General features: G+C 70.4%; 7 protein-coding genes and 1 pseudogene. 6 read left to right on the top strand and 2 right to left on the bottom strand.

Annotated features, from left to right (window positions below):
• Positions 1 to 26 precede the first annotated feature (26 nt).
• Positions 27 to 728: pseudogene (locus tag JHN45_RS47990) on the top strand (MATE family efflux transporter); the annotation flags it as partial.
• Between the two features lie 88 nt (positions 729 to 816).
• Here the strand turns inward: JHN45_RS47990 and JHN45_RS47985 are convergent.
• Positions 817 to 2,052, bottom strand: a complete 1,236-nt coding sequence (locus tag JHN45_RS47985) for a glycosyltransferase 87 family protein (RefSeq protein ID WP_201055724.1) — start codon at positions 2,050 to 2,052, stop codon at positions 817 to 819.
• A gap of 128 nt (positions 2,053 to 2,180) precedes the next feature.
• Between JHN45_RS47985 and JHN45_RS47980 the strand changes: the two genes are divergently transcribed.
• Together JHN45_RS47980 and JHN45_RS47975 are read left to right on the top strand one after the other, a co-directional pair.
• On the top strand, positions 2,181 to 3,335 hold the full coding sequence (locus JHN45_RS47980; RefSeq protein ID WP_200711594.1) for a glycosyltransferase family 4 protein: 1,155 nt from the start codon (positions 2,181 to 2,183) through the stop codon (positions 3,333 to 3,335).
• Between the two features lie 83 nt (positions 3,336 to 3,418).
• Positions 3,419 to 4,999, top strand: coding sequence for a GMC oxidoreductase (locus tag JHN45_RS47975; protein WP_200711615.1), 1,581 nt, complete (start codon positions 3,419 to 3,421; stop codon positions 4,997 to 4,999).
• Between the two features lie 13 nt (positions 5,000 to 5,012).
• On the opposite strand, the gene JHN45_RS47970 is transcribed toward JHN45_RS47975, so the two are convergent.
• Complete coding sequence (locus tag JHN45_RS47970) at positions 5,013 to 6,809, bottom strand: long-chain fatty acid--CoA ligase (RefSeq protein WP_200711593.1); 1,797 nt, start codon at positions 6,807 to 6,809, stop codon at positions 5,013 to 5,015.
• 338 nt (positions 6,810 to 7,147) lie between these two features.
• On the opposite strand from JHN45_RS47970, the gene JHN45_RS47965 reads away from it, so the two are divergent.
• The 3 genes from JHN45_RS47965 to JHN45_RS47955 all read left to right on the top strand — a co-directional run.
• The gene (locus JHN45_RS47965) at positions 7,148 to 7,903 is read left to right on the top strand and encodes a metallophosphoesterase (protein WP_201055725.1); all 756 of its coding nucleotides are present in this window, start codon (positions 7,148 to 7,150) and stop codon (positions 7,901 to 7,903) included.
• 124 nt (positions 7,904 to 8,027) lie between these two features.
• The gene (locus JHN45_RS47960; RefSeq protein WP_200711592.1) at positions 8,028 to 8,471 is read left to right on the top strand and encodes an SRPBCC family protein; all 444 of its coding nucleotides are present in this window, start codon (positions 8,028 to 8,030) and stop codon (positions 8,469 to 8,471) included.
• A gap of 163 nt (positions 8,472 to 8,634) precedes the next feature.
• The coding region (locus JHN45_RS47955; protein WP_307783411.1) for an ArsA-related P-loop ATPase at positions 8,635 to 8,992 on the top strand (358 nt) is incomplete at its 3' end.

Here is an 8,992-nt window from a genome sequence, read left to right as displayed (position 1 = left end):
AAGGCCGGTGGTGAAGGTCCGGCGCCGTGCGCCGGACCTTCACCACCGGCCTTCCCATGTCCGCCGACTTCACCGTGCGGCAGGGCGGCGCGCTGGTACTGGTCGCTATCGTGGCGCGGCTCGGGGTGTCGGCGGTGGCCGCGTACGCCATCGGCTACAAGGTCCTGTACGTCGCGACCATGGCCTTCTACTCCGTGCGGCAGGCCGCCTCCATCCACACCGCGCACCTGCGGGGCACGGGGAAGGACGCGAGGCGCGAGATCGGACGGCAGGCGATCCTCGTGTCCGGCACGGTCGGCGCGGTGGCGGCCGTCCTGCTCTGCGTCGCCGCGCCCTGGATCATGGCCGCCTTCGGCACCGGGCCCCAAGTCGCCCACGAGGGCGCCCTGTTCCTGCGCTGCGTCGGCCCCTATCTGCTGCTGATGGCCTGCTTCATCGGGCTCGGCGGGGTCTTCGAGGGGAGCGGGGGAGCACCGGCGCTGCTCCGGGTCACCGTGCTCGGCACGGCGGTCCAACTCCCGCTGGCGTACGGCCTTTCGGGGCTCGGGCTGCCCGGTGTGTGTCTGGCGATGGCGCTCTCGATGGCCGTGCAGTGCGCGGTGGTGGCGGTGCTGTTCCGGCGGGCCGGGGCCTTCCCGGCGGACCGGGTTGCCGGGGAGGAACGGCGCCCCGTCGACGCCGACGAGCAGGAGGCGGCGCCTGCGGCTGCAAGGTGGAGGAGCACGTGACCTCGGCGGCTGCCGCGGCGGGCGACACGACGGGGGAGTGCGGGTCGGTCTCCGCGCCCGCCGCGTCACCCGCAGGACGGACCCGGCGTCAGGAGGAGGCCGAGGTCGCCTTCGAGCGGGTGGCCTGACTCGGGAGCGGCGGTACGTCCGCCCAGGTGACCGACGCTCGCCACAGTTCGCGGGCGGCGGTGAGTGCCGCCGCGACCAGGAGGCCGTTGCGGAGGAGCAGGAGGACGATGCCGAGGTTGTCGCCGGCGACCACGTCGGCGAACCAGATGGGGAACTCCAGGACCGTCACGAAGGCCGCCGCCAGGACCAGGGCGACCGGGAGTTTCATGCGGCTGGCGCGGAAGCAGGAGCAGACGGCCGCGAGGCCGATCAGCCAGACGACGTACTGCGGGCTGATGACCCGGCTGGTGACCGTGAACATCAGCACCGCCACGAACGCCGCGTCCGCGAGGGTGTGCGGGAGGAACCGGGCCGCCATCAGCCGCCAGAGGATGAGCCAGCCGAAGGCGATCGCGGTGAGGCCGAGGGCGGCCGTGCTGACCCAGTTGACGTAGGGGCCGACGAACTCGACCGACCCGTAGTTCAGGAGCACCTGGCCCTGCCAGCCGAAGTGCCGGGCCACGTGGAAGACCAGGGAACCCAGCGACTCCACCTCCGTGCCCCGTTCGCGCTGGAAGGTCAGGAACGCGAACGCGCCCGGCATCGACACCGCGAAGACGGACGCGACCGCGACCACGGTCACCGCCGCCGCTCCCCACGCCCGGCGCTTGACCGCGCCCAGCAGGAGCAGCGCGGGCCACACCTTCAGCAGGGCGCCGAAGCCCACCAGCGCGCCCATCACGCGCGGGTGCCGGGCGCCCGCGAGCAGCGCGGCGACGGCGACCGCGGTCACCATCACGTCGTAGCGCGCGTACACGGTCGGGCCCAGCAGCGGTACGCCCGCCACCCACACCCAGGCGCCGCGGAGTGTCCGGCCCGGGCGCAGGCCCGTGTAGAGCAGGAGTGCCAGGACCGCCAGGTCGGCCAGGCAGGCCAGGACGAAGAACGCCGACGCGTAGTCGAGGAAGCCCAGCAGGGCGGGGGAGAGGATCGGGAGGGCGGCGGCGGGCGGGTACTGCCAGGTGACGTCGTCCAGCGGGAAGCTGCCGTGCCGCAGGGTCTCGTACCAGCCCTGGTAGATCACCGACACATCGCTGGTGACGTCCGGGCCGGGGAACACGAACACCTTGAAGACGAACAGCAGCAGAACGATCCGGGTCAGGCCCCAGCTCCCCAGCAGCACTGCCAGCCGCCGTCTCGCGCCCGCGATCTCCACCTGAGCCCCTGTTCCGTGACGTGCCGTGCCTGCCGGGTGAGGGCCACATGTTCTCCCGACCCGCTGTGCGATCGCCATGAAGCGCGGCCGTGCCGAGCTGTGAACCCTCCCCGGGTAAGGTCTGCCGCGTGCGCAAGACCCTGATCGTGACCAATGACTTTCCGCCCCGGCCCGGGGGCATCCAGGCCTTCCTGCACAACATGGCGCTGCGGCTCGATCCCGAGCGGCTCGTCGTCTACGCCTCGACCTGGAAGCGCGGCCGGGAGGGCGCCGAGGCGACCGCCGCCTTCGACGCCGAACAGCCCTTCAAGGTCGTACGGGACGCCACGACCATGCTGCTGCCGACGCCCGCCGCGACCCGCACGGCCGTCGGGCTGTTGCGTGAACACGGGTGTACGGCGGTGTGGTTCGGGGCGGCGGCGCCGCTCGGGCTGATGGCGCCCGCGCTGCGGAAGGCCGGTGCCGAGCGGCTCGTGGCCACGACCCACGGGCACGAGGCCGGGTGGGCGCAGCTGCCCGCCTCGCGTCAACTCCTGCACCGCATCGGGGAGTCGACGGACACCATCACCTACCTCGGGGAGTACACGCGGTCGCGGATCGCCGGTGCGCTGAGCCCGGAGGCGGCGGCGCGGATGGTCCAACTGCCGCCCGGCGTCGACGAGAAGGTCTTCCATCCGGGTTCCGGCGGTGCCGAGGTGCGGGCGCGGCTCGGGCTCACCGACCGGCCCGTCGTCGTGTGCGTCTCGCGGCTCGTGCCGCGCAAGGGGCAGGACACGCTGATCCTCGCCATGCCGCGCATCCTGGCCCGGCAGCCCGACGCCGTCCTGCTGATCGTGGGCGGCGGACCGTACGAGAAGGACCTGCGGCGGCTCGTGCGGGAGACGGGCGTGAGCGACTCCGTGCGGTTCACGGGGGCCGTGCCCTGGGCCGAACTGCCCGCGCACTACGGCGCCGGTGACGTCTTCGCGATGCCGTGCCGGACCCGGCGCGGCGGGCTCGACGTCGAGGGGCTCGGCATCGTCTACCTGGAGGCCTCGGCCACCGGGCTGCCCGTCGTCGCCGGTGACTCCGGCGGCGCGCCCGACGCGGTGCTCGACGGAGAGACCGGGTGGGTGGTGCGGGGCGGGTCCCCGGAGGAGGCCGCCGACCGGATCGTCGCGCTGCTCGGGGACCCGGAGCTGCGCCGCAACATGGGGGAACGGGGCCGGAGTTGGGTCGAGGAGAAGTGGCGCTGGGATCTACTCGCGGAGAAATTGAAAACCTTGTTGCACACCGGGGACTAGGCGGAACCGGATAATCCGCAGATGCTGCGCGCATGACAGCAAAACTGACGCAGCATCAGCTGACGAGACGTCAAATACTGGGCATGGTCGCCCTCCAGACCGCCGCAGCGGCCGGTCTCACCCGAATCGGCCTCCAGTCGGCCCAGGCCGTCGAACCCGCGGCCGTCGAAACCGCCCCCGCGATCGTCGTCGGCTCCGGCTACGGCGGCGCGGTCGCCGCCCTCCGCCTGGGCCAGGCCGGCATCACCACGCTCGTCCTGGAGATGGGCAGGCTCTGGAACACACCCGGCTCCGACGGCAAGATCTTCTGCAACACCGCCAACCCGGACCAGCGCTCCATGTGGTTCAAGACCCGCACCGAGGCCCCGCTCGCCACCTTCCTGTGGCTGGACGTCGTCAACAAGGACATCGGCCTGTATCCCGGCGTCCTGGACCGTGTGCACTACGACGCCATGTCCGTGTACGTGGGACGCGGTGTCGGCGGGGGCTCGCTGGTCAACGGGGGTATGGCGGTCACCCCGCGCCAGTCGTACTTCACCGAGCAGTTCCCCACCGTGGACGCCACCGCGATGTACAACACGTACTTCCCGCGCGCCCGCACCATGCTCGGCGTCAACACCGTCGACCCGACGTGGTTCGAGTCGACCGAGTGGTACCAGTTCACCCGCACCTCACGGAAGGCCGCCACCAACACCGGCCTGACGACCACGTTCGTGCCCAACGTCTACGACTTCGGCTACATGCAGCAGGAGGCGGCCGGCACCGCCACCAAGTCCGCGCTCGCCCAGGAGGTCATCTACGGCAACAACTACGGCAAGAAGAGCCTCGACAAGACCTACCTCGCCTCCGCGCTCGGCACCGGCAAGGTCACCATCCACACCCTGGAGAAGGTGCGAGCGGTCACGCGGGCGAGCGACGGGTCGTACCAGCTGACCGTCGACCGGATCGACAACACGGGCGCGGTCGTCGAGACCAAGCAGTACAGCTGCACCTATCTGTTCCTCGGCGGAGGGAGTCTCGGCACCACCGAACTCCTCGTCCGCGCCCGGGACACCGGGACCCTGCCCGCGCTGGACGCCACGGTCGGGGCGGGCTGGGGGCCCAACGGCAACACCATGGTGGGCCGCGCCAACCACATCTGGGACACCACAGGCGCCAACCAGGCGACCATGCCGGTCATGGGCATCGACGACTGGTCCAACACCGACAACCCGGTCTTCGCGGAGATCGCCCCGCTGCCCATCGGGTTCGAGACCTGGGTGAGTCTCTATCTGGCGATCACCAAGAACCCCCAACGGGCCTCGTTCACCTACGACTCGGCGAGCGGCACGGTGAAACTGGGCTGGACCGCGGCCCAGAGCGCGGTCTCGGTCGCCATGGCCAAGAAGCTGTTCGACCGGATCAACTCGGCCAACGCGACGATCTACCGCTCCGACCTGTTCGGCACGCCCAGCAAGGTCTTCGCGGACGACTTCTGCTACCACCCGCTGGGCGGCTGCGTGTTGGGCAAGGCGACCGACAACTACGGCCGGGTGAAGGGGTATTCGAAGCTGTACATCACCGACGGTTCGCTGGTGCCCGGCAACATCGGCGTGAACCCGTTCGTCACGATCACCGCGCTCGCCGAGCGCACGATGGAACGGGTCCTCGCCGAGGACACCTGACCCAACTGGCCCTCTACTTCTGGTAGATGGCCTCGATCTCGTCCGCGTAGTCCCTCGCCACCACATTCCGCTTGAGCTTCAGGGACGGCGTCAGGTGGCCCGACTCCTCCGTGAACTGGGAGGACAGAATGCGGAACTTCCGCACCGATTCCGCTTTCGACACCGCGGCGTTGCCGTCGTCGACGGCGTCCTGGATCGCCTGCACCAGATCCGGGTCGTCACGCAGCGACGCCGCGGTGGAACCCGCCGGCTTGCCGTGCTCCGCCGCCCAGCGGCCCAGGAACTCGTCGTCGATGGTGACCAGCGCGCCCACGAACGGCCGCCCGTCCCCGACGACCATGCACTCCGCGACCAGCGCGTGCGCGCGGATGCGGTCCTCGATCACGGCCGGGGCGACGTTCTTGCCGCCCGCGGTGACGATGATCTCCTTCTTGCGTCCGGTGATCCTGAGGTAGCCGTCCTCGTCGAGGGTGCCGATGTCCCCCGTGTGGAACCAGCCGTCCGCGAGCGCCTCGGCCGTGGCCGCCTCGTTGTTCCAGTAGCCCTTGAACAGGTGCTCGCCGTGCAGCAGCACCTCGCCGTCGTCCGCGATCCGCACCACCGAGCCCGGCAGCGGCTGCCCGACCGTACCGATCTTGGTCCGGTCCCAGGGGTTGAAGGCCGTGGCCGCACAGGACTCGGTCAGCCCGTACCCCTCGAGGACGGTGAAGCCGATGCCCCGGAAGAAGTGCCCGAGCCGCTCGCCCAGCGGGGCGCCGCCGGAGATCGCGTACTCGCCCTTGCCGCCGAGCACCGCGCGCAGCTTGCTGTAGACGAGCTTGTCGAAGGTCTTGTACTTGATCTTCAGACCGAGCGACGGACCCGACGGCGTGTCCAGCGCGCGGCTGTACGCGATCGCGGTGTCGGCCGCCTTGTCGAAGATCTTGCCCTTGCCGTCCGCCTGCGCCTTGGCGCGCGCCGAGTTGTAGACCTTCTCGAAGACGCGCGGCACACCGAGGATCAACGTCGGCCGGAACGAGGCGAGTTCATCCGTGAGGTTCTTGATGTCCGGGACCAGGCCCAGCTTGATCGGCGCCATCATGGGCGCGATCTGCACCAGCCGCCCGAAGACGTGCGCGAGCGGCAGGAACAGCAGCACCGAGCACTCGCCGGTACGGAACAGCGGGCGCAGCCGCTCCACGATGTTGCCGCACTCCGCGAAGAAGCTGCGGTGGGTGAGCACACAGCCCTTGGGGCGACCCGTAGTACCGGAGGTGTACACGATGGTCGCCGGGTCGTCGGCCTTCGCCGCCGAGCTGCGCTCCTCGACGGTCGCGTCCGAGACGTCCTTGCCCGCGCGGCCGAGCTCGTCGATCGCGCCGGCGTCGATCTGCCAGACGTGCTTCAGCGCGGGCAGCTGGTCCCGCACCGACTCGACGGCGGCGGCGTGCCCGTCCTGCTCCACGACGAGCGCGGTGGCCCCCGAGTCGCTCAGGATCCACTGCACCTGCTCCGGCGAGCTGGTCTCGTACACCGGCACGGTGATCCCGCCCGCGCACCAGATCGCGAAGTCGAGCAGCGTCCACTCGTACCGCGTGCGGGACATCAGCCCGACCCGGTCGCCGGGCTGGACGCCGGAGGCGATGAGCCCCTTGGCGGCGGCGTGCACCTCGGCGAGGAAGACCGTGGCGGTCACGTCCTGCCAGCCGCCGTTCGCCTTGCGGGCGATGACGGCGACATCTGGGTGCTGCGCGGCGTTTCTGCGGACGATGTCGGTCAGATTGCCGTCCGCAGGGACCTCGTACAAAGCCGGAAGGCTGAACTCGCGCAAGACTGCTGCTCCTCATAGGGCGCCGGCGCCACGACGTTGTGTGATGCGACGGTCCGGTCCACGGCTCGGGCAGGTGCGTCAGGACCCGGTGGTTGAAATCCTGAGCACGACTGGACTGCCCGGACGTTACCCGCCGGTATGGCTCCTACGACAGGGGGGTCCGGCGAGATGTTCGCTGCGTCACACAGATTGGTGTTTCCTCGCGCACAGTAGTCCACGCCTTTCTTCACTGGCCAGTAACCGCGAGGGAGGCCGCCACTGTTCACGTTTGCCGCACACGCCTACGCTTGATCGTCATGGCACCCACACCGTCCGGAAACTCCAGGACACGCGTACATGTGGTCAGCGACGTGCACGGCAACGCCCGTGACCTGGCCGCCTCCGGCGAGGGTGCCGACGCCCTGATCTGCCTGGGCGACCTGGTCCTCTTCCTCGACTACGCCGACCACACGCGCGGGATCTTCCCCGAACTGTTCGGCGAGGCGAACGCCGACCGCCTGGTCGAGCTGCGCACCGCCCGCCGCTTCGAGGAGGCCCGCGAACTCGGCGCCCGCCTCTGGAGCACGGTCGGCGGGGACCGCGCCGCCCTCATCGAGAAGGCCGTCCGCAAGCAGTACGCGGAGATGTTCGCCGCCTTCCCCACCCCGACGTACGCCACCTACGGCAACGTCGACATGCCGACCCTGTGGCCCGAGTACGCCGAACCCGGAACGACGGTGCTCGACGGCGAACGCGTCGAGATCGGCGGCTGGACCTTCGGCTTCGTCGGCGGCGGCCTGCGCACCCCCATGCGCACCCCGTACGAGATCAGCGACGAGGAGTACGCCGCCAAGATCGAGGCCGTCGGCGAGGTCGACGTCCTGTGCACCCACATCCCGCCCGAGGTCCCCGAGCTGGTCTACGACACCGTCGCGCGCCGTTTCGAACGCGGCAGCCGGGCACTCCTGGACGCGATCCGCCGCACCAGGCCCCGCTATTCACTGTTCGGCCACGTCCACCAGCCGCTGGTGCGCAGGATGCGGATCGGCGCGACCGAGTGCGTGAACGTCGGCCACTTCGCGGGCAGTGGCAAGCCGTGGGCACTGGAATGGTGACCGCCCGCCGATCCCGCAGGTAGGGGGTGCGGTAAGGGGGTTGGCGGGGAGGTAGCCTTCACGCTGCACGCACAAGCGCACGATGACGACGCCCTGCCGGTCCGCATCTGGAGGAGCCACAGCGATGGCGGAACACACCAGTTCGAGCATCACGATCGAGGCGGCACCGGCCGACGTCATGGAGGTGATCGCCGACTTCGCCCGCTATCCGGACTGGACCGGCGAGGTGAAGGAGGCGGACGTCCTCAAGACCGACGAGCGGGGCCGCGCCGAACAGGTCAGGCTCGTCATGGACGCCGGCGCCATCAAGGACGACCAGGTCCTCGCGTACACCTGGACCGGCGACAACGAGGTCTCCTGGACCCTCGTCAAGTCCCAGATGCTGCGCTCCCTGGACGGCTCCTACCTCCTCAAGCCCAAGGGCGCGGGCGCCACGGAGGTCACGTACCTGCTGACCGTGGACGTCAAGATCCCCATGCTGGGCATGATCAAGCGCAAGGCCGAGAAGGTCATCATCGACCGGGCGCTGGCGGGACTCAAGAAGCGGGTGGAGTCGGGCGAGAAGTAGACGGGGGTGGGTGTCAGCCCGTCCGGTGCCTTTCTGACACGGGCCGCCACTCTCAGCCCGTCCGGCGTTTGAGGACGAGGCCCCTTCAGGGCCGACGGGGGTCCGGGGGCGGAGCCCCCGGCAGCGGCGCCAAGCCCCCACCGACCGACTACCGTTCACAGACATGCGCACCCTCCTGATCACCGGCCCAGGCGGCAGCGGCCGCAGCACCATCGCCGCAGCCACCGCACAAGCCGCCGCAGGCACCGGCACCCGCACCCTGCTCCTGGGGGCGGACCGAGGCGACACCCTCGGCGCGGCCCTCGCCGTGCCGACAGGAGCGGCGCCCGTACGGGTCAGCGACCACCTCACCGTCTGGCGCCCCGACGCCACGGAGTCGTTCCGCACCGACCTCACCGCTTTCCAGAACCGGGCCTCCTCCGCCCTCGAACTCCTGGGCGCCGCCCGCCTGGACGCGGAAGAACTCACCCCCCTCCCCGGCGCCGAGGAACTGGCCCTGCTCCGCGCCCTGCGCGACGCGG

Source organism: Streptomyces sp. MBT53, assembly GCF_016654115.1.
Classification (GTDB): Bacteria; Actinomycetota; Actinomycetes; order Streptomycetales; family Streptomycetaceae; genus Streptomyces.
This window is presented reverse-complemented; position numbering and strand designations above follow the sequence as displayed.

What these genes read in the sequence shown, in the direction of transcription:
- JHN45_RS47975 (WP_200711615.1), top strand. Translation starts at nt 3,419, where the DNA reads ATGGTCGCCCTCCAGACCGCCGCAGCGGCCGGTCTCACCCGAATCGGC.
- JHN45_RS47960 (WP_200711592.1), top strand. Translation starts at nt 8,028, where the DNA reads ATGGCGGAACACACCAGTTCGAGCATCACGATCGAGGCGGCACCGGCC.